The organism is Bacillus cereus group sp. MYBK227-1, from assembly GCF_051916325.1.
Classification (GTDB): Bacteria; Bacillota; Bacilli; order Bacillales; family Bacillaceae_G; genus Bacillus_A; species Bacillus_A cereus.
This window is the reverse complement of the sequence record NZ_JBQAGK010000002.1, coordinates 857,480-877,035: the sequence shown is the minus strand read 5'-3', so window position 1 is coordinate 877,035 and position 19,556 is coordinate 857,480. Positions and strand designations below refer to the sequence as shown.

Below are 19,556 nucleotides of genomic sequence, written 5' to 3'. Positions count from 1 at the left end.
TATCTTTCATCTACTCCTATTATATCATCTCTTATGCATCATGAAAGTGATGAATACATGACTAACAGCCTGCTTTTTCATTATTTTATGCTTCTTTACGTTTTTGAGAATGATTAGCAATTATAACGAATTTCAAAATAAATACACATTTTATTAATTCTCCTTGAATACTACTAATCGTATACATATAAATTCAGGAGGTTACTATATGAAGCATCGTAATATGAGTTCCATCACAGCGAAAACGAAAACGAAAACACAAAAACTCCAATTCTCTAATAATGATGCGTGGAAATATGAATCATACTATAAGTATCAACCATTATTCTCTTATAAAAAGCTTTTACATTTTCTTTCTCAACTTTTTCGACGTTAATATATGCGCAAAAAATATATCATTCACAGAATTTTTCTCAATATTAAATGTATAGACTTACTACAATTCAGTTGTTACCATATATAATAATCTGTTGGATAAACCCCTTAAGTTGACCTGCTTATATTAGCAGGTCTTTTTCATGATTACATACTTCTGTGTACCTCGATCTCACTTCCAAATCTTTTCTCCATTTTATAACCATATTTAACTCCCAACAATTCATGATAATCATGAATTGTTGGGAGTTAAATTGTTCACATATAATTATGCAATTCTTCTTTCTCAATACACAAAAGACATTTTACTTGTTACTATAAAAGTACTCCAGATGAGTTTTTTGCTCATCGACATTATCTAGTTATTGGGGCCTGCCGCGGGAAGCAGGTCCCTTTGACTGTATGAAGGTCCTAATTTCATTTGGACACATTTACCAGGGTTTTTCAAAAGAATTTTATGATAACATTACGTAGTCGAGTCCGACATCTCGGCAATACCCTTTTGAGGGTCTGCAACTTCCCTTGCAGACCCTCTTTTACTTTATATTCAATTTATTCATATATACCACAACACCATTCATTGAATTTCTCCATTTCAAATTCCCTAAAAATAATCTAGGACACGTAACTAAAAATAAATCTTCATCATACTTTGAGTTATACATGTTCAAAGGAGTGTTACTATTTATGTATTCTTATTGGCAATCGTATTACTCCCCCTACCATAACCCTTATGTAAACTATGATTTATCCGTACGGAACTACCGAATTAGTAAAAATGAGAATTTTTTAAAAGGGTATATGCGTTCTTTATGGGAACAACACGTCGCTTGGACGAGATTGGCTATTATAAGTATAGTCTTTAATTTACCAGATGTTAACGTTACTGTTGGACGACTTCTACAAAACGCAACACATATGGGACTATCACTTGAACCATTTTACGGTGAGGATGCAGTGAAAAAATATAGTGCATTAATTAAAGATCACTTAGTAATTGCAGCGGATCTTGTTAAAGCCGCAAAAGCTGGTAATCAAAATGCAGCGGCCGCTATAGAGAAAAAATGGTACGCTAATGGTGATGAAATTATTGAATTTCTTAACAGTATCAACCCATATATAGATAAAGAAGAATTTAGAAAAATGTTTTATGAACATTTAGCACTAACGAAAGCAGAAGCACTTGCCTTCCTAAATAAAGATTATGAAGCAGGAGTAAAACTTTACGATAAAATTGAAAAAGAAGCATTAGAAATGGCCGACATGATAACAAACGCAATCGTAAAACAATTCCCGCAAGTATTTCAATAAAGTGAAACTTTAATCAGAGTAGGTATTACTACTAAGTAATACTTGATAAAAATAAGTCGGTTTCCAAACATAAATCGGCTTATTTAGTTTTCTCTCCATGATATTTCACCTCTCCTCTTTACATTTAGCTTATATCGATATATTTTATTAATATCCGTTTTTTATAGGAGGAAATAGTTTGATTAACGCGATTGGTCTCGTTTTTATACTTACAAATAAACACGAGAAAAAAAAGAAAGTTTACTTAAATGAAAAATTTGCACTAATAGATATTATTGATTCTAAAGAAGTATTTGATGATGAAGGGAATCCTTTAGTAGAACTAACATGTAAATACAGTATATATTTAGATGAAAAATATTACTGTAAATCTCTCGATGATTATACCGGACAAGTATTTCCTTTCTTAAGTGCAAAAATAGGAAAAGGTCTTCTAAGAAACTTAAACTACTACTTTTCTTACGTTGATGCCTATGATAAGAAACCACCAGTTAAAGAAATAAGACCACTTATGAAACAAGTAACGAACAGATAGCCAAAAATACAAAAAAAGAAAGCATCTAACTCTGGATGTTTTCTTTTTTATTGAAAACTCATTAACTTTCATCCTCTTCTAAAAGTATGTATCCAAGCATATTTTAAATTAAAAACATTGGAGGATTAGAGTGAATGAAATACTCAGAAACAATTATAAGCAAACGACTTCGAATACTTAAAATGACGGGTATGTTTTTCATGCTAGTGTTAATAGCATGGATTGGCTATACAAAATTACTTTATGAAAACGGCTTTCTTCAAGAAAAAAAGAATTCAGTAGAAGTAATGAACACTAGCATTACAGGAGAAATAGAGCAGCTTTTTCATATAAACTTGCAAGGTTATCGAAAAACAAGCCTTGATGCTGTTATAGAAGCAAGCAAAACCGATCCAAGTGAACTATCCCTAATTGAACTGGTCAACAAATCCTGCTCGCGAGATTGCATAGGCGAACCAGTAACATATGTAAACTCAAACAATGGATATATCTTTTATAAGGAATCTAATGGAACTAATGTAGCTATAACGGTTAAAAAGAAAGACACATGGGTAATTGTAAAGAAATCTGTTCAAGATGGAATATAATCACCCAAAAAAAGAGTACGTATCGTACTCTTTTTTATTATTAATACCCTTCCTCTTCATGAATACAATGGCATTTCGGTTTTGTTTTACAATGACATTTTTCACACTCACATTTCGGTTTCTCTTTGCAACAACATTCGTGAAAATCATTGCGTTTACATCTACATCTCCCAAACATTAAATTATCCCAAAATGTATTACAATTTCGGGAATGCCCACAATGACAAGTATTCCCCATGAATCTGCTTCCTCCTTAATAGAATTCATCATATTCTATGTTTAAAAGTATACAAAGGCTTGTTTATTAGTCTATTTTCTCCATATTATAAGTAGAGTTAAAAGATTACATAAAAATAAAAAACCGTCACATGACGGCTTTTTATTTAGCAAACTACTCTTTTGTATAAAAATATTTAATTCCTTTCGTATCTAACCAAGCAGTTGCTTTGTCCAGTTCGTTCCCTTGACGATAATCTGTTTCGAAATACACAAGCCCTTGGTTATCTCCACGAGATATTATTTTAGAAGTATATCCAAGCTTATCCATCATTTGAATCATGTCAGGAACTAAATTTACACCAAATTCATAAGTAACTACTTTGTTATATTTATTCACTATAATTCCAACCCCTTCTTGTTTTTTTATCGGCTCAACAATTTGATTTGTAAACCAAGCTAACGGCTTATTTCCAATCAGCTTATTTAAATCACACTTGCCGATACCAGCCACATTGCCTGTTTCTGTGTATTGCCAAATATCACATGGATATGCTGGTTTGTTACCACCATAACGAGGAATCCATACAAAATCAGAATTGACATTTGCCATTCCAAATGGAGCATACATATGATGAGCAATATATAAACCAGCCTTCTTAGCTCCTAATCTGCGTAATTCATCAATAAAAGCTTGTGTACCCGCTCTCATATCGTTCATTGTTCTTACTTCTACGTCAGCTACCCAAACTGTTGCATTTTTATCACCACGGTTCCAAAAGTCTCTTGCTTCTATCCGTGCATCCTCTACTGAAACGAAACGACAGAACGCATAATTACCAAACGGAATATTTCTTGCTTTCATTGCTTGTACATAATTTTTATATAAAGGATCTACATAATTTGAACCATCTTGCACACGTGCAATTACAAAATCTAATTGTGGTGCTGCGATATCCCAGTTAATGTCGCCATTCCATTTCGAAATATCTACAATATAACCCATTATTTAACATCTCCTTTTTCATTATTATATTCAAAGCTTGTTTTTTTGCTATTATCAACTAATAAATAGTATGAGAGGTATTATATTATTGGGTAATAATTTAAAATTCGGCTTATGTATTGAGAAAACAAAATATTATTACGGGTTGAATAAGTAAAGGTTTACAAAACTCTAAACTATATAAAGTGAAACTATAATTAGTAGGAGGCTACGAGCAGTGGAATTCCCACCTAATTTCTTAGCTTCATCCGAATTTTGAGGTGAGAATTTTACTACCCACAAATAGCTTGATAAATAAAACCACCTTTCTGACAGGTGGTTTTGTGTACTAATTTACATATAAATTGTCCATATTTTTATAGTTACATAATTATTGGTTACTTAATATACTTGTTAACTAAAAATAAGACAATTTTTAGTTTTTAATCAAACTAATTTTCATTTTATCTCACGTACTCATAGTACCATTTTCGTGCATCTAACCAAGCTGTAAATTTATCGATATTTCCAGACGGATAGCCATTCGTTATAGCATAACCAATGCCATCTTTCTGAACGACAATTTGTCCATCAATACCCGCATCTACCATAGCTTGAGCCAAAGCTTGTAAATTACTAAATGCTACACCACCAGTTTTTACTTTGAGCAAATCCGCTGCACCTCCTCCAGTTTGTCCTGTAAGAGCAAATACAACAGAATTAGCGATTTTATCAACATTCCATTTTGCCATATCAGATTCATTGTCAATAAATCCTAATTCTATAAGAATAGCAGGTGCTTTCGTCCCATTTAATACCGCTAAATCTGTACGCTGTTTCGCACCTCGATCACGCCATCCAATATCTTTTGCTAGTTGAGCTGAGATTTTAGCCGCCAAATCTTTCTGATCATAATACAAAACCTCAACACCCTGTCCATTTCCATCACTTGCATTAAGATGAAAAGAAATAACTAAATCCACAGCATGGGAATTGCTATTCCGAATGATATTATTTAAATTTTGTGATTGAGTTGCCCCTACCTCGTCCGTATCGTCATAAACCGTATGTCCTAGGGATCTTAACTTAGCCGCCACAGCATCTTTAACTTGCCTATCTAAAACGTGTTCTTTCCGATTCCCAAAATTAGCACCTTGAACAATACTATTGTGTCCTCCGTGCAAACTATATCTGGCCATTATTTATCAACATCTCCTTTCTTAATATCCTATTCAAAACTTGTCTTATTGCTATTCCCACTTACAATCTTAACTGTACCCATATGTCCTACATTTCCTAGAAGTGAAGCAATTTGTTATCGATATAAAAAAGCTATCGCTTCATAAATCGAATGATTTATTCTCTAAATTACTTTTACATGAATGACGACACGAACAAAAAAAAGCATCACCCTTTCGGCGATGCCTAAAAACTCTATTTTACTTTTCAGCTCTCTAAATAAATAGAGTTTAAAATCACTGAAACTACACCTATATTTCCTCCCCTTCCTTCACAGCTTCTTTCAACCTCTGCAACATATATCCAATCCCTTTACACCCCTCTAGCGGATATGTAATCATTTCTTCTGGATATAACTTTGTCACTACTTTTTTATGCTTCTTCCCTGCTAGTAAGACGATTTCGTCAAACTGTAATAAACTTTTATCTACCATCTGTTTTTGTAATTGCTCTATATTTATTACCTCATCGCTTTTTGAATCAAATGCAAGATCATAGTTTTCTAATACAATATCATTTGGTCTTAAAAATCCATGTTTCGCCGATAATATAACCCAGTTTTCGAAAAACATAGTTGCGTACGCCTGACATGCTTTTCCGAACGGACTAATATACACATCTTTTGCTTCCATCGGTCCGTAGTCTGAATGTTTATCCCAAATTTTCTTTTTTCCACATGGAATTATACATATCCTTTTCATATATATTTCTACTCCCTTTACTTTGGTAAATAAAATTCATTATTTTGTACATTTTTCTCTCAAAATACTATATAATAATTCTGAAAAGTTTAAATTACACATTTTACCATATATGTACTATGGATCACTCTCATTGCAAATATTATAATACCATAAAAATTTTTGCATTTTTTTCTTCAAATTTTTTATAATTAAATTTAAATATTATGATTTATAAATTAAATTAGGAAGGAGGTCCATAAAAATGAAAAATATTATCCCTGCACTATTAGTCTATTTTATTGTTTGCGTTATTTCCGTTATCATCCCAGCATCTGAAGGCTATAATTATGTCGGCTGGAAGTTATTTGTTGGGCAAGTGTATGCGATACCTATTTTCTTCATTACTGCTATAATTACATTTTATATAAACAAGAAAAAATCTTACGAATAAACGATTATAAGGATAGCTAACGCTATCCTTATTTTAATTCGTTAATCAAATTTAGAATGACCCTTGCAGTACTTTATATCCTTTCTTCTAAAAAGTCAAACGCAACTTCTGTATTTCAGCGTTTAAACGTAGCTCCTCCGAGAGCCAGCTCTCTAATTCTGAAACCGACGTAATATTTCGTTCTAAAAGTGACTGTAATTTACTCTCCAAATCATTAAACATACACAATCCTCCCGTTTTTAATTTTCTGTTTTTTAGAGATAAAAAAGGACAAGTAGCCAATCTGACTACTTGTCCTTACTGTTCATCTGTACGCAATACGATTAAGCTTGGAATGCTTCTGTTAATACTGGTACGATTTGTTTTTTACGAGATACAACACCTTTTAAAGTAGCTGTGTTGTTTTCTAGTGATACGTTGTATGCTTTCTCAACAACGTTTGCTGCTTTACCGATCGCAAGACCGACAGAATCATTAGTTAAGATATCAGTTACAACGAATAAGAATAGGTCTAAACCTTTTTCTTCTACTACTGCAGAGATTACTTTTTCAAGTTCCGCTTGGTGTACAAGAACGTCGTTTGTATCAACAGCGTTTACTTGTGCGATTTCAACTTTCGCATTACCCATTTGGAATTCTTTAGCGTCAAGAGAGATTAATTGCTCCATTGTTTTTCCGCTTAAGTCAGCACCAGCTTTTAACATTTCTAAGCCGTAGTTATCTGCATCTACACCAGCGATTTGCGCTAATTCACGAGCAGCTGCTACGTCTTGTTCTGTGCAAGTTGGAGATTTGAATAGTAAAGAATCTGAAATGATTGCAGATAACATTAAACCTGCAACTTCTTTACGAATTGTTACGCCATTTTCTTTGTACATTTTGTTTAAGATTGTAGCTGTACAGCCAACTGGCTCACAACGATAGTATATAGGATCGCTTGTTTCAAAGTTAGCAATACGGTGATGGTCAATAACTTCTAACACACGAACTGATTCGATATCGTTAGCACTTTGTTGACGCTCGTTATGGTCAACTAAAATAACGTTGTCCACTTCGCTTGCTACTGTCTCAACAAAACGCGGTCCTTCTACTTTAAAATAGTCTAACGCAAATTGAGTTTCACCGCTGATTTCGCCTAAACGTACAGGCTCAGCATTCATTCCTAATTCTTTTTTCAATTCTGCATAAGCAATTGCAGAACAAATTGCATCTGTATCTGGGTTTTTATGCCCGAAAACTAGTACTTTTTCCATGTTTTCCACCTCTTCATGAAAAGGATATCTTAAAGAAGCAAATATGACAATATTTAAAGCATATTTTTTTATAAATAATTGCACTTTCTTCTATATTTTTCATCATTTTCATAAAAAAAATCATCTAAAATGAATTAGATGATCGAAATGTATGTTTCAATTAAAATAGTGTAGGAGCTTGCACTACATTGTTAAAAGCGAAATTTGAGGATAAGCCATTATTCAAAAGGTTTACATCTATAACTTGATAAAACGCATTTCCAGTGTCTGCAATTTCCCAAACAGCTAAAATAAGATGGTATCCACTACGGTCAGTTGGTACATTTGCTTCGTGCGTTACTGTTGTCCCTGGTCTAGCTCCACCGTCATTTTTCACATAGAATGGCACTAAATCTAAATCTGATCGCGTTAAAGGTTTATTTGGATTCCAACCTTTTTTCGTAATATAATATTTCCACTCTTTTGTACTATGAGGAGCCGTTAGTTTCCACTTGAATGTATTCGTCCCGCCATTTAACGTAACTTTCTTCCACCTATCTACAGTTTGAACATCTAAAGCGGGAAAATGACCAGCCCCTGCAATTTGTCCATCAGAAGGTCCTAGTTGCGGAAATCCACCTATCCCTTCTACGCTTTGTGGTTCATATTGAATCGGTCCACAATTTACATTTACCCCTTGCTTACATAAATAAGATCGGCTCGCTGGTGATTCTACATATCCATGAGCTGAAGCCTTTTCTGAAAATCCAAATGTTAATAATCCCGTAAGTAATACTCCACCACTTAAAATAACTTTCTTCATCTTTTGTAAACTATTCTTTTTCATACTTTCATCCCCTTCCGATAATAAAGCGAAAATAACTATAGTTGGCTAGTCATCTTCTCTACATTTATTATAAGACGAGAATCATTACTAAAAGAACCCTCTAAAAACTTTCTCAAATTCATTTAGTGCGTTAATTAGATTATAATTAACTATTTTAACACCGCCAGAAAAATATAGACGGTGTTAAAAATAGTCGTTTATTATTCACTTACTAATAATTAAGCACTCTCCCCGTTTGATTATACCTTAAATGTTTTTATAATAAATAACCGTAGCATCTAACTTACCATTCGGAGAAATTGCATACCCTGGTATTGTTCCAACTTCTTGGTAGTCTAGTGATTTGTACAGTTTATTGGAAGGATCTCCTTCTCTAGTATCTAATACTAAAAGAGACCTGTTTTCTTGCTTTGCTCGTTCCTCTGCTTTTTGCATAAGCGATCGTCCAATACCGTTACGTCTAAAGTTTGGATGAGTCATTAATTTGCAAATCTCGGCTCTATGAATTCCGTTAGGCTTAGTAACTAATTGTAATTGAATACTCCCTGCTACTTCGTTGTTTATTTTAGCCACATACAATATCACTTCTGGCGCTAATACTGTTTGCCAATACTTTGTTGCGTCTTTTTGTTCCAGTGGAGGCAAAAAACCAATTGATGCCCCATCATTTACAACCATTTTCAAAAGTTTCGAAAGTTCTTCCATATCATTTTCTAGTTGCTTTATTTCTTCAATTACTAAATTTCGCATTACTTTTCCCCCTTTTGTTTCATTGTAACAATTTTTAAAGAAGGAATAATGAAATAATAAGATGAATTTATAGAAAGATATGATTTTTTGTGAAAGGATAACGATATGAAATATATATTAGATAGAACGTACGCAAAAGAATTACTCGAATGGGCATATGAACAAAACCCGGGCCCTTGGTTTGAACATTCACTACATGTTGCTCATGCAACTGAAAACATAATTATAGAACTTATTAAAAATGGGTATAACTTAGATGCTGACATAGCATATAACGCTGCCCTTTTGCATGATATCGGAAGATACAAAGGTTTTACCAAATCGGTCATTCATTCCTATGATGGTTATATGTATATGAATGATTTAGGGTATACAGGAAACGCTGTTATTTGTGTGACACACTCATTCCCATGCAAAAATGAACATATAGATATCGCAGCGGAATGGAGTCTCGTTCCTGACCATATGAGAAGCCGGTTAGTTGAAATATTAAATGAACATTGTAACTACGACTTATACAATAAAGTAATTACTCTTTGTGACGCTCTTGCTGATGCGGGTGGCTTTACTACGCTGGAAAGAAGATTAATTTCTGTTGGTTTGCGTCATGGTACAACATCTCATACATCTTTACATTGGAAAGGGTTTTATGCGATTAAGAAAGAATTAGAAGCTTTAATGGGTAAGAGTATATACACAGTTCTTCCTGATGTAGAAAAATCTATTTATGAAGATATAGCATATTAAATTGAATACAAATTTAATTTCAAATAAAAAACGTTTTAAACATAAAGTTTAAAACGTTTTTTTATTCAATGCTTTTGATTTTTCAGTTCTGTTAAACACTCTTGCACTAAAGTTACCGCTTGACTCATCGCAGCTCCGCCAGCAAATGCTGCTGAAACACCACATGCTTCCAGAATCTCTTTATCTGAACATCCTTGATCAAGACAACCTTTTGTATGATAAATTGTACAATACTCATCTTGCGTTGCTAAACTAATTCCTAATGCAATAAGTTGCTTTTCTCTTTTTGTTAAAGCACCCTCTTGAAAACAAGCTTGCGTGAACGCATTATATGTCTCAGCGATTTCAGGAATTTGATTTGTAAAACTACCTATACCTTCTTTATAATGATGTAGAATATCATTTATCGAACTATGTTGCTCATGTTCCATCTTATTCCCTCCAGTCATATTATCCATACCTATTGTAGTATGTGATGAAATGGAGACAATATACCTTCTTTTAAATTAAGAATTTTCAGTTAATTTACGTTATAATTTTAAATTATCATCTACAATAACTTTTTCTCTAGAACTTTTTCTTTCAACCTCTTTACTTCTTTCTTCCCAAAATGTTAATCCTTCAATCCCCACATTTTTAGGATTAAATACTGGATCTTTCCCTTCTTTTTTCTGCCTTTCATAGTCTTTTAACACTTTTAATGCGATTTTACTTAATAATAGAATCGCGATTAAGTTTAACCATGCCATACTACCGATTCCTAAATCTCCGAGATTCCATAAAAGCGACGCTGATTCAACACTACCGATGTAAACCATAATTAAAAATCCAAATTTTAAAACTGGTTTTAACCAGCCATACTTCAATTGACGATCTAAATAAGTAAGTGTCGTTTCAGCGATATAGTAATAAGCGAGTAACGTTGTAAATGCAAAAAAGAAAATCGCAATTGAAATAAATATTGGACCAAACCCTGTTATCACAGTTTCAACTGCTTGTTGTGTATAAATTGGACCAGCTTCCACATTTCCTATATTTTGTACAATAGCGGTTTTCCCTTCAGGTATAACATTATACATACCTGTTATTAAAATCATAAGAGCTGTCGCTGTACATACGACAATTGTATCGATATATACGGAAAACGCTTGAACTAATCCTTGTTTTGCAGGATGCGATACTTCAGCAGCCGCCGAACTATACGTCGCTTCTCCGACACCAGCAACGTTTGAAAATACAGCGCGTTTTACGCCCCATGCAATAGCTGCACCAACAATTCCACCAAACATTTCATTTACACCAAATGCACTAGAGAAAATTAAAGCAAACATACTTGGAATCTCCGTTACATTCGCAATTAATATGATACATGTAACAATTACATAACCAATTGCCATAAATGGCACAAGCATTTGAGAAACACCGGCAATTCTCTTTACACCACCAAAAATAATTGCTGCTAGTAACACGACTAAAAATATACCAGTTATATATTTGCTAATACCATTAGAGCTTTCGAATCCAACTGCGATACTACTAGATTGAATACCTGGTAATAACACGCCATATGAAAGTGTTACAACTACCGCTACAATGACTGCAAACCATTTCATTTTTAAACCTCTCTCAATGAAATATGGAGTACCGCCGCGATATTCATTCCCTACTTTACTTTTGTATACTTGAGATAATGTTGATTCTACAAACGCGCTCGCTGCCCCTAACAAAGCCATTACCCACATCCAAAATACAGCTCCAGGCCCGCCGAAAGCAATTGCTGTCGCTACCCCTGCAATATTACCAATTCCCACTCTTCCCGATAAGGCTAAACAAAATGCCTGAAAAGATGATATTCCCGTCTCTGAACTCTTTCCTTCAAATAATAGTTTAATCATCTCTTTAAAATAACGAATTTGCAAAAAGCGTGTTGCAATCGTGAAATATACGCCTGCCCCTAATGCAAAAACAACTAAACCGATACTCCACACTTGCCCTACTAACCATTCTACTAAATTCTCCATCCAAATCCCCCTTATCATTCTTTGGAAAAGCAATTTTGTATATAAGAAAACGGACAACTATTATCAAACTTTCTAGTTGTCCGCATCTTTCATTATTTCATCCCTCAATTTTTGTCAGTAAAACACCCTATTACTTTATATTTACCCAAACACTTTTCACTTCTGTATAATTATCAAGCGCATATGAACCTAATTCGCGGCCAATACCAGATTGTTTGTATCCACCAAATGGTGCAGCTGCATTTTCTAAGTTATAATCATTAATCCACACTGTTCCTGCTTTTAATTTATTTGCCACTTGATGACCCGTTTTGATATTTTGCGTCCATACACCCGCAGCAAGGCCATAGGATGAGTTGTTCGCTCGTTCAATTACTTCTTCTGTCGAATCAAATGGCAGAACAACAACAACTGGTCCAAATATTTCTTCCTTAACGATTGTCATATCGTCTGTAACATCTGTGAATACAGTTGGCTTAACGAAATAACCCTTTTCAAGTGCACGTTCACCACCAGCCGCAACTGTAGCGCCTTCTTTCTTCCCTTGCTCAATGTAATGTAACACACGCTCTTGTTGTTTCTTAGATACGAGTGGACCCATTTCCGTTCCTTTCTCCATACCTGCTCCAAGTTTTACGTTGTTCGCCATTTTCACAAGTGCATCTACTACAGTTTCATAATGTTTACGATGAACAAATACACGTGATCCTGCGCTACAATTTTGACCGTGATTATACATAATACCTTGGAATGCACCATTAATTGCTTCTTCCAAGTCCGCATCTTCTAAAATGATATTTGGTGATTTGCCGCCAAGCTCTAACGTTACATGCTTAATCATTTCTGCAGACTGACGCATAATATACTTTCCTGTAACAGTAGATCCTGTAAAAGCAACTTTATCAATGTCATGATGATTTACAATTGCTGCTCCTGCTTCAGGACCAAAGCCTGGTACAAAGTTTACAACACCGTTTGGAAATCCAGCCTCTTTAAAAAGTTTTGCTGTATATAGTAAAGATAAAGGCGTTTGCTCTGCTGGCTTTAATACGATCGTACAACCTGTCGCCAGTGCAGCTCCCATTTTCCAAGAAGACATAACGAGCGGAAAATTCCACGGAATAATCTGACCTACAACACCTACAGGTTCATGTCTCGTGTAATTTAAGTAATCTTTTGAAATTGGGATTGTTTGCCCAATAATTTTTGTAGCCCATCCTGCGTAATAACGATAATTTTCTACAGTTGCTGAAATATCATCATCAAGTGCTACTTGATATGGCTTTCCATTATCTAAAGCTTCTAGTTGCGCTAATTCTTCTCTATGTTCTTCAATTAAATCTGCTAATTTATAAATAAGATGCGCTCTTTCAGCAGTAGTCATTTCTGCCCACGGACCGGATTCAAATGCAGATCTTGCCGCTTTTACTGCAGCATCAATATCCTCTTCTTGCGCTTCACATACGACAGCTAGAACATCTTCTGTAGCTGAATTATACGTTTCAAACGTCTTTCCCCCAATAGCAGCAACAAATTCGCCATTAATAAACATTTTAATTTCTTCATTTAAAAACGCTTCCACTTTTGGTTTCAGCTCAATATTTGTCTTTAACATTATGTTCTCCTCCTTATTTAAACAGCTACATGAGCTGCAATATTTGATAAAATCGTTTGAAGCTTTTGATCTTCGTCAACAGTTAATCCTAGTCTTGGATAGCGAGAAGGTCCTCCCGCTTGCCCATGTAATTCCATGGAACGTTTAACGATTTGAACATATTTCCCTGATCCTTCAAGAAACTCGCAAAGTGGTAAAATAGCATCGTTTATTTCCCACGCCTTTTCTAATTCACCATTTTGAAAATGCTCATACATTTTTGTAACGAGACCGGGAACGATATTTCCTGCTACTGAAACCCATCCCGAAGCACCAACTAAATATGATTCCATAACTAAATCTTCAGAACCACAGAAGACTTGGAAAGCCCCTTCACTTTGTCTTACTAAATCTCTCGCTTTTCGAATATCTCCGCTAGATTCTTTAATATGTGTAACATTTTCACACTCTTTTCCAATACGGAGCATTAGCTTTGTACTCATATCAACACCAGAAGTAAATGGGTTATTGTATAGCATAATTGGTATATTTACAGAATTTGAGATTTCTTTAAAATGAAAATAAATCTCCTCTTCCTTCGGTTTACAATAGTAAGAGTTTATAATTAATGCACAATCCGCTCCGTGCGCTTCTGCATGTTTCGTATATTCAATTGTTTCTTTCGTCGTCTCTGCTGCAGTTCCAACAATGACTGGAATACGGCCATCAATTTCTTTCAACACGGTTTCTACCATTTTAAATCGTTCTTCTTTTGATAAACTTACAAACTCTCCTGTACTTCCATTAATGATGACACCTGCAACCTTTTGTTCGATAAAGTAATTTACATTTTGTTTTACCCCATCCCAATTAATTTCCTGAAATTCATCCATCGGTGTTATTAATACTGGAAATGCCCCTTTAATTTTTTGCATATTTATCTCTCCTTATCACATTTTATTTTAATAAGAAACCTGCCGGAAATGGATCCGTAGGGTCTAATAGAAACGTCTGCATTCCTGTAATAAATCCTCTACTTTCAAAACGGAAAATGTATCCTAGTTCCTCCTTCTTCACTTTTTCCACAGTTATAAAACTATTAAATATACTTTCATTTTTAAAAGGTTTATCCGCCATATAATCATTTTTAAATAACGCATGAACATAGGAAACGATAGTAGAAACAAAACCTGGCGAACGTACGATAAAGTTATCTTCATGAAATGTAATCGACTTTATATGGTTCTTTTCTTTTTGCGAAGGATCTACTAAAATAAGCCTTTTTATTAGCGACTGTTTTTGTATAGCCTGCAGTGTAGCTTCTCCCCATCTTTTCAATTCTGAAATGTTTTCAACACGAATTTCTGGCGAATACGCACCTTTTTCTACAACTGCATATACTTTATCTGCTTGTATGAGAGAATAACTTACATTACCAACCTGTAAATTTTCCTCAATCAAATAGCATAGTTTGCTTTCAAACGAAACCGATATAACTTCATCATTCTCTACATACGCATGAACTAAAAATATTCCAGATAACGTTTCAATTTTGTATTGATTGGACTCTCTCTTTTTTAAATACCCACTTTCGAGTAACATCGTTATTACTGCAACAATGCCTCCATAATGAAGCGGAATCGAACCTTCATGATTAAAAAATAATACAGCTGCATCCACTTCATTATGGATAGATGGAACGACAATACACCCATTCAAACCGATAAAACCACGTGGTTCATTTAATAAAAGCTTCATCTCTTCTGCTAATTCACCTGAAAATTGTTCATTTAATTGCTCCAAACTGTAGTAGTATTTGCATGGTACGTCTTTCATTACACGAAATGCCTCGCCATTTACATGTACGTCTACTGCTGTATACATTTTTTGAATGTTCATTTTATATCCTCCGTTTCATGTTCCATCGGCGGAATTAGCAAAAATCCTTCTTTAAGTGGATCCATTTCATTGTAAAAAAATCTATGCATACCCATAAGCCAAGCTGATCCCGTAATTTTCGTTATGACAGCTTCAATATTTTCAACATGTGTCGTATTCATGACATATCCTTTAAATAAAGAACCAACGATACTCTCATGAATGAACTCTTCACCAATTTCAATTTCTTTCTGAGCGTATAATACAGCTAGCTTCGCAGATGTTCCTGTACCGCATGGAGATCGATCTATTCCGCCTGGTGGTACAACAACTGTATTTTTCACATGCGCACATTCATGAGTAGGATCTGTATAAAATTCAACATGTGTTAATCCTCTTATAAACGAATACTCTGGATGAGTGATTTCAAACTTCTCATTAATTGTGTTTCTTATATGAATCGCCTTATCGATGATTGTAGATGCATTTTCTGGTACTAATTCTAGATCTACTGATTTCGCATCAATAATGGCATAAAAATTCCCTCCATACGCAATATCAGCTTCTATAGTTCCAATGTCTTTCACTTGTACAGTAATATTTTTTAATAAAAAAGCTGGTATGTTACAGAAAGATACTTCTTTTGCTTTTCCATCTTGAACAGCAATATCTACTTCAACTAAGCCAGCCGGTGTATCTAGTTTTAAAGAAGTAATTGGTTCAACTACCGGAATTAAACCTGATTCAACTAACGCTGTACATACACCGATTGTATCGTGACCACACATCGGTAAATATCCACCTGTCTCTATGTATATAACACCTATATCAGCCTCAGGATGACACGGGTCTGTTAATAATGCCCCTGACATTACATCATGACCACGCGGTTCATTCATTAACAATTTTCGAATCCAATCATACTCCTTTTTCATATGTAACATCTTCTCTGCCATCGTCTCTCCAATCAACTTTGGAAGTCCACTAATTAATGTCCTCGTTGGATTCCCACCCGTATGTGTATCAATTGTCGTAAAGACTCTTTGTGACTTCATCCGTTTAACACCCTTTCTGTAAAACGACTCAAACGAAGTGGTTCAATAGGAATAATTGTCTCTTTTTCATTTAATAACTCTTCAATTACTTTCCCAGTAACTGCTGCAAGACTAATCCCATCCCCTTCATGCCCAGCGGCAATGAAATAATTTGGAATATGTTCCACTCGTGAAATAATCGGTAAATGATCTTCTGTCCACGGACGTAAACCAGCGTAAGAACGAATTACCATCATATCTGCCATTTTCGGATAAAAGCGAATCGCTCTATTTGCAATACATTTAATGACTTCATTGTTTATTCTCGTATGAAACCCTACAAATTCACGGCTACTTCCAATTAAGAAATTTTGACTTTCAGTAGGCTCAAATACGAGCGCAACCCCGTATTTTTCAGTTAAAGCATCTACTTTTCGTTTTCCGCCAAATTTAGAAATTAAATAACCGAATTCCATTACTTTACGGCACCCTACGTGTTGTTGTCTTGATGCTACAATAATATGCCCTTTTCTCGGTTCAATTGGTATATTTACATTTAACATCTGACCAATCTTAGGAGCCCACACACCCGCTGCATTTACAACTTGTTGTGCTGTAAAAGTTCCATTCGTAGTTTCTACAACAAATGAACCATTCGTATCTATGTTTATACTCTTTACTTCGGTCTGTTTAAAAGCTTTTGTGCCAAACTTTTGTGCCTCTGACAGAAGCGAGAATGCAAGGAGATATGGATTCACAGTTGAATCCGTCGCACATTCTAAACCGCCTAATAAATCATCAGCAAAAAAAGGCGACTCTTCTCTTATATCTTGCCTATCAAGCATTCGAAACGGTAATCCAGCTTCTTTTTGCCGATTTACCCATTGCTGCGCAGCTTCCATCTCTTCGTCTGACTCACATACGAGAATACTTCCTGGTGCCCTATATTCAAATGAATGCTCTAATTCTTCACTTAAATCAGTTACTAATTTTTGACTTACTAAAGACATTTGACTATCAAACCCTGGGTCTTTATCAATGGCCAAAATATTCCCATCACACCGTGAAGACGTCCCGCTGACAAATTCTCCTTTTTCAATGATTGTTACGTCTCTTCCGTATTTTGAAGTGTAATAAGCGATAGAACACCCTATTATTCCACCACCTATAATTAAAACGTCGCAGTGCCTCACACTATACTCCTCCTTTCCCTAAACCTCTCACTTTCTTTTATGCAATTGACGTGCCAATTCTGTACATATACAATTTTTATAAATAATATTTTTATTTGTAAAAATATTTTAAATTTATAGTAAATAGGTGTATTATTTTTTTATCACTGTCAAAATTTTTATACATAACAGGAGGACATTATGGCATTTTCATTTCCGACTATACAAGAATTTTTGGAAAGCGCTTTAATCAATCATACATGTAGCCTTGATCGCATTAAGAAAATAAACGAAAGGTTTTATTATCTCCCTTCTACTACAGAAGAATATAATTGCGCAATTATTTATGTAGATGACTCATTCACTGCATTAATTGACGCTTTTTCTTATGAATTAGCTGTTATCATCCTTAACGAAAACGATGAGCCGCTATGCTGTATAACTTCTCAGCAAATGATTCCATTTCTTTATAAGTCCTACAATGAACTACAGTCATTTTATGACACTGTAATACAAACAACTGACTCTTCTGTTACAGTCATTGATAGTAAAGAATACGTTCGAACTTGGACAGATGGCGCTGAAAAAATATTTTCAGTCAATCATAATGAGATTATTGGGCAACCGATTACTCGTTTTTTTGATTATAAAGACTTGGAAATTTTACAATCTTTACATGATGGAAAAAGCATAGTCGCTCAGTTCCATCAGCCTCGTCCCGATTTATTCGTATTAATTAATTCAAATCCAGTTTATTGTAATGATGAAATTATAGGAGCAGTCGTTTCAGAAACAGATGTTACAAATCAAGTCGCTTTAAATGAAAAACTATTTAATATGTCACATGAAATGCACCGTTTAGAACAAGAAGTGGCAAAGTATAAAGATGAATCCGATCCATTCCTTGCGATGAATGGGAAAAGTCCTGTTATACAAAGAACGATACAATTAGCTAGAAAAGTTTGTTCGGTAAAATCAACTGTTTTAATACTTGGGGAAAGCGGAGTTGGAAAAGAAGTATTTGCGAAAGCAATTCATGAAGCAAGTGAGGCAGCGAAGGCGCCTTTCATTTCGATTAACTGCGGGGCAATTCCAGAAGCGTTATTTGAAAGTGAATTATTTGGTTACGAGCGTGGGGCGTTTTCTGGAGCAAATAGTAAAGGAAAAAAAGGGAAAATTGAACTCGCGCAAGGCGGTACTTTATTTCTTGATGAAATAGGTGAAATGCCACTTGATATGCAAGTAAAACTGTTACGTGTACTGCAAGAGCGAAAGTATTACCGAGTTGGTGGTGAAAAAGAAATTAATATTGATTTCCGCATTATCGCTGCTACAAATCGTGATTTACAAGAAGAAATGAGAAAAGGAACTTTCCGAGAAGATTTATATTACCGCTTAAATGTAGTTAGCTTGCATATTCCACCGCTGCGCGAAAGACGCGAGGATATTATTGAATTAACTTATTCTTTCTTAAATGATTTTTCAATCAACTATAACCGACCAATTCGTGACCTACCTTCAAGCATTATGCATGAACTGCTTCATTACAATTGGCCAGGTAATATTCGCGAACTTCGAAACGTTGTTGAACGGCTTGTGGTATTCGCAACAGACGGAATTATAAAACAAGAATATCTACCATTTCATACGACTGAAACTTTAGACAACCATACAGCTCATTCCCTATTACTCAGCAACAATAATACAATCCTTTCTTTACAAGAAGAGATGGATGAGCATGAGAAAAAAGTTATTGAAAGGGCTTTACGAATTTTAAATGGGAATAAATTAGAATGCGCAAAACAACTTGGCGTAACAAGGGCTACTTTATATAACCGTTTAAAGAAACTTGGACTTCAATAAAGAATCATTATGCACCAATCAGGCGTTTACAGGTAG

At 34.6% G+C, this 19,556-nt stretch carries 21 protein-coding genes; 7 read left to right on the top strand and 14 right to left on the bottom strand.

Annotation, left to right across the window (positions count from 1 at the left end):
- Positions 1-208 precede the first annotated feature (208 nt).
- The 4 genes from ACTFRM_RS11570 (at position 209) to ACTFRM_RS11555 (ending at position 2,808) form a co-directional block, all read left to right on the top strand.
- Positions 209-376, top strand: a complete 168-nt coding sequence (locus ACTFRM_RS11570; RefSeq protein ID WP_171840950.1) for a hypothetical protein — start codon at positions 209-211, stop codon at positions 374-376.
- A gap of 686 nt (positions 377-1,062) precedes the next feature.
- A complete protein-coding gene (locus ACTFRM_RS11565; protein ID WP_000287728.1) occupies positions 1,063-1,686 on the top strand; it encodes a hypothetical protein in 624 nt (207 codons plus the stop codon).
- A 178-nt stretch (positions 1,687-1,864) separates the two neighbouring features.
- Entirely contained in the window at positions 1,865-2,221 is a 357-nt protein-coding gene (locus tag ACTFRM_RS11560) for a hypothetical protein (RefSeq protein ID WP_000606231.1), read from the top strand.
- A 134-nt stretch (positions 2,222-2,355) separates the two neighbouring features.
- Positions 2,356-2,808, top strand: coding sequence for a hypothetical protein (locus ACTFRM_RS11555; RefSeq protein ID WP_000877572.1), 453 nt, complete (start codon positions 2,356-2,358; stop codon positions 2,806-2,808).
- Here ACTFRM_RS11555 and ACTFRM_RS11550 read toward each other — a convergent pair whose 3' ends face one another.
- The 4 genes from ACTFRM_RS11550 to ACTFRM_RS11535 form a co-directional block, all read right to left on the bottom strand.
- Complete coding sequence (locus ACTFRM_RS11550) at positions 2,809-2,982, bottom strand: hypothetical protein (RefSeq protein ID WP_000503004.1); 174 nt, start codon at positions 2,980-2,982, stop codon at positions 2,809-2,811.
- Between the two features lie 217 nt (positions 2,983-3,199).
- Positions 3,200-4,030, bottom strand: coding sequence for a GH25 family lysozyme (locus tag ACTFRM_RS11545; RefSeq protein WP_063220353.1), 831 nt, complete (start codon positions 4,028-4,030; stop codon positions 3,200-3,202).
- Between the two features lie 443 nt (positions 4,031-4,473).
- Positions 4,474-5,208 carry an N-acetylmuramoyl-L-alanine amidase gene (locus tag ACTFRM_RS11540; RefSeq protein WP_000135290.1) on the bottom strand — a complete coding sequence of 245 codons (735 nt, stop codon included), beginning with the start codon at positions 5,206-5,208 and terminating at the stop codon, positions 4,474-4,476.
- A 291-nt stretch (positions 5,209-5,499) separates the two neighbouring features.
- A complete protein-coding gene (locus ACTFRM_RS11535; protein ID WP_000820903.1) occupies positions 5,500-5,949 on the bottom strand; it encodes a DUF6884 domain-containing protein in 450 nt (149 codons plus the stop codon).
- A 244-nt stretch (positions 5,950-6,193) separates the two neighbouring features.
- On the opposite strand from ACTFRM_RS11535, the gene ACTFRM_RS11530 reads away from it, so the two are divergent.
- Positions 6,194-6,382, top strand: coding sequence for a DUF4017 family protein (locus ACTFRM_RS11530; protein WP_000789485.1), 189 nt, complete (start codon positions 6,194-6,196; stop codon positions 6,380-6,382).
- 323 nt (positions 6,383-6,705) lie between these two features.
- Here the strand turns inward: ACTFRM_RS11530 and ppaC are convergent, their stop codons facing one another.
- The 3 genes from ppaC to ACTFRM_RS11515 form a co-directional block, all read right to left on the bottom strand.
- Positions 6,706-7,635, bottom strand: a complete 930-nt coding sequence (gene ppaC / locus ACTFRM_RS11525; protein ID WP_000416873.1) for a manganese-dependent inorganic pyrophosphatase — start codon at positions 7,633-7,635, stop codon at positions 6,706-6,708.
- A gap of 160 nt (positions 7,636-7,795) precedes the next feature.
- Complete coding sequence (locus ACTFRM_RS11520) at positions 7,796-8,461, bottom strand: lytic polysaccharide monooxygenase (protein WP_000742279.1); 666 nt, start codon at positions 8,459-8,461, stop codon at positions 7,796-7,798.
- A 246-nt stretch (positions 8,462-8,707) separates the two neighbouring features.
- Positions 8,708-9,211, bottom strand: coding sequence for a GNAT family N-acetyltransferase (locus tag ACTFRM_RS11515; protein WP_001245258.1), 504 nt, complete (start codon positions 9,209-9,211; stop codon positions 8,708-8,710).
- Positions 9,212-9,316: 105 nt separating this feature from the next.
- Between ACTFRM_RS11515 and ACTFRM_RS11510 the strand changes: the two genes are divergently transcribed.
- Entirely contained in the window at positions 9,317-9,958 is a 642-nt protein-coding gene (locus ACTFRM_RS11510; protein WP_000875113.1) for an HD domain-containing protein, read from the top strand.
- Between the two features lie 65 nt (positions 9,959-10,023).
- Here the strand turns inward: ACTFRM_RS11510 and ACTFRM_RS11505 are convergent, their stop codons facing one another.
- The 7 genes from ACTFRM_RS11505 to ACTFRM_RS11475 form a co-directional block, all read right to left on the bottom strand.
- A complete protein-coding gene (locus ACTFRM_RS11505) occupies positions 10,024-10,416 on the bottom strand; it encodes a carboxymuconolactone decarboxylase family protein (protein ID WP_001999958.1) in 393 nt (130 codons plus the stop codon).
- Positions 10,417-10,488: 72 nt separating this feature from the next.
- Positions 10,489-11,979: an alanine/glycine:cation symporter family protein gene (locus ACTFRM_RS11500; RefSeq protein ID WP_322372912.1), complete on the bottom strand. Its 1,491-nt coding sequence runs from the start codon at positions 11,977-11,979 to the stop codon at positions 10,489-10,491.
- A gap of 130 nt (positions 11,980-12,109) precedes the next feature.
- Entirely contained in the window at positions 12,110-13,594 is a 1,485-nt protein-coding gene (locus ACTFRM_RS11495; protein WP_322372913.1) for an aldehyde dehydrogenase family protein, read from the bottom strand.
- 17 nt (positions 13,595-13,611) lie between these two features.
- Positions 13,612-14,508 (bottom strand): 4-hydroxy-tetrahydrodipicolinate synthase, encoded by an 897-nt coding sequence (gene dapA, locus ACTFRM_RS11490; RefSeq protein WP_001169456.1) that lies wholly within the window; start codon positions 14,506-14,508, stop codon positions 13,612-13,614.
- 22 nt (positions 14,509-14,530) lie between these two features.
- Positions 14,531-15,472, bottom strand: coding sequence for a proline racemase family protein (locus ACTFRM_RS11485; RefSeq protein WP_001025560.1), 942 nt, complete (start codon positions 15,470-15,472; stop codon positions 14,531-14,533).
- Positions 15,469-16,506: a proline racemase family protein gene (locus ACTFRM_RS11480; protein WP_000842048.1), complete on the bottom strand. Its 1,038-nt coding sequence runs from the start codon at positions 16,504-16,506 to the stop codon at positions 15,469-15,471. Before ACTFRM_RS11480 ends, ACTFRM_RS11485 begins: the two co-directional genes overlap by 4 nt.
- The gene (locus tag ACTFRM_RS11475) at positions 16,503-17,678 is read right to left on the bottom strand and encodes an NAD(P)/FAD-dependent oxidoreductase (protein ID WP_025689383.1); all 1,176 of its coding nucleotides are present in this window, start codon (positions 17,676-17,678) and stop codon (positions 16,503-16,505) included. Before ACTFRM_RS11475 ends, ACTFRM_RS11480 begins: the two co-directional genes overlap by 4 nt.
- A 180-nt stretch (positions 17,679-17,858) precedes the next feature.
- Here ACTFRM_RS11475 and ACTFRM_RS11470 point away from each other — a divergent pair, with 180 nt between their 5' ends.
- On the top strand, positions 17,859-19,520 hold the full coding sequence (locus tag ACTFRM_RS11470) for a sigma-54 interaction domain-containing protein (protein ID WP_000885732.1): 1,662 nt from the start codon (positions 17,859-17,861) through the stop codon (positions 19,518-19,520).
- The last annotated feature ends 36 nt before the right edge of the window (positions 19,521-19,556 follow it).

Bases quoted from the DNA above. Each gene is read 5' to 3' on its own strand.
- ACTFRM_RS11570 (WP_171840950.1), top strand. From the start codon at position 209: ATGAAGCATCGTAATATGAGTTCCATCACAGCGAAAACGAAAACGAAA.
- ACTFRM_RS11565 (WP_000287728.1), top strand. From the start codon at position 1,063: ATGTATTCTTATTGGCAATCGTATTACTCCCCCTACCATAACCCTTAT.
- ACTFRM_RS11555 (WP_000877572.1), top strand. From the start codon at position 2,356: ATGAAATACTCAGAAACAATTATAAGCAAACGACTTCGAATACTTAAA.
- ACTFRM_RS11545 (WP_063220353.1), bottom strand. From the start codon at position 4,030: ATGGGTTATATTGTAGATATTTCGAAATGGAATGGCGACATTAACTGG.
- ACTFRM_RS11540 (WP_000135290.1), bottom strand. From the start codon at position 5,208: ATGGCCAGATATAGTTTGCACGGAGGACACAATAGTATTGTTCAAGGT.
- ACTFRM_RS11535 (WP_000820903.1), bottom strand. From the start codon at position 5,949: ATGAAAAGGATATGTATAATTCCATGTGGAAAAAAGAAAATTTGGGAT.
- ACTFRM_RS11530 (WP_000789485.1), top strand. From the start codon at position 6,194: ATGAAAAATATTATCCCTGCACTATTAGTCTATTTTATTGTTTGCGTT.
- ppaC (WP_000416873.1), bottom strand. From the start codon at position 7,635: ATGGAAAAAGTACTAGTTTTCGGGCATAAAAACCCAGATACAGATGCA.
- ACTFRM_RS11520 (WP_000742279.1), bottom strand. From the start codon at position 8,461: ATGAAAAAGAATAGTTTACAAAAGATGAAGAAAGTTATTTTAAGTGGT.
- ACTFRM_RS11515 (WP_001245258.1), bottom strand. From the start codon at position 9,211: ATGCGAAATTTAGTAATTGAAGAAATAAAGCAACTAGAAAATGATATG.
- ACTFRM_RS11510 (WP_000875113.1), top strand. From the start codon at position 9,317: ATGAAATATATATTAGATAGAACGTACGCAAAAGAATTACTCGAATGG.
- ACTFRM_RS11505 (WP_001999958.1), bottom strand. From the start codon at position 10,416: ATGGATAATATGACTGGAGGGAATAAGATGGAACATGAGCAACATAGT.
- ACTFRM_RS11500 (WP_322372912.1), bottom strand. From the start codon at position 11,979: ATGGAGAATTTAGTAGAATGGTTAGTAGGGCAAGTGTGGAGTATCGGT.
- ACTFRM_RS11495 (WP_322372913.1), bottom strand. From the start codon at position 13,594: ATGTTAAAGACAAATATTGAGCTGAAACCAAAAGTGGAAGCGTTTTTA.
- dapA (WP_001169456.1), bottom strand. From the start codon at position 14,508: ATGCAAAAAATTAAAGGGGCATTTCCAGTATTAATAACACCGATGGAT.
- ACTFRM_RS11485 (WP_001025560.1), bottom strand. From the start codon at position 15,472: ATGAACATTCAAAAAATGTATACAGCAGTAGACGTACATGTAAATGGC.
- ACTFRM_RS11480 (WP_000842048.1), bottom strand. From the start codon at position 16,506: ATGAAGTCACAAAGAGTCTTTACGACAATTGATACACATACGGGTGGG.
- ACTFRM_RS11470 (WP_000885732.1), top strand. From the start codon at position 17,859: ATGGCATTTTCATTTCCGACTATACAAGAATTTTTGGAAAGCGCTTTA.